At 48.0% G+C, this 223-nt stretch carries 1 protein-coding gene; it reads left to right on the top strand.

Annotation, left to right across the window (positions count from 1 at the left end):
• The coding region (locus H5S10_RS10620) for a hypothetical protein (RefSeq protein ID WP_267905328.1) at window positions 1–223 on the top strand (223 nt) is incomplete at both ends.

The raw sequence follows: 223 nt of genomic DNA, 5'->3' as shown, positions 1-223 counted from the left end.
GCACTTACCGAAGCTGAAGTTGATTCACTCGCACTTACTGAAGTAGAGGTACTTTCGCTTGCACTTACCGAAGCTGAAGTTGATTCACTCGCACTTACTGAAGTAGAGGTACTTTCACTTGCACTCAACGATGTTGAGGCACTTTCGCTGGCGCTTACTGAAGCCGAAGTGCTTTCACTTGCACTCAACGATGTTGAGGCACTTTCGCTGGCGCTTACTGAAG

Source organism: Limosilactobacillus balticus (genome assembly GCF_014145615.1).
Lineage (GTDB): Bacteria > Bacillota > Bacilli > Lactobacillales > Lactobacillaceae > Limosilactobacillus > Limosilactobacillus balticus.
Note: the sequence above shows the minus strand (reverse complement) of the source record. Positions and strands in the feature narration are given on the sequence as shown.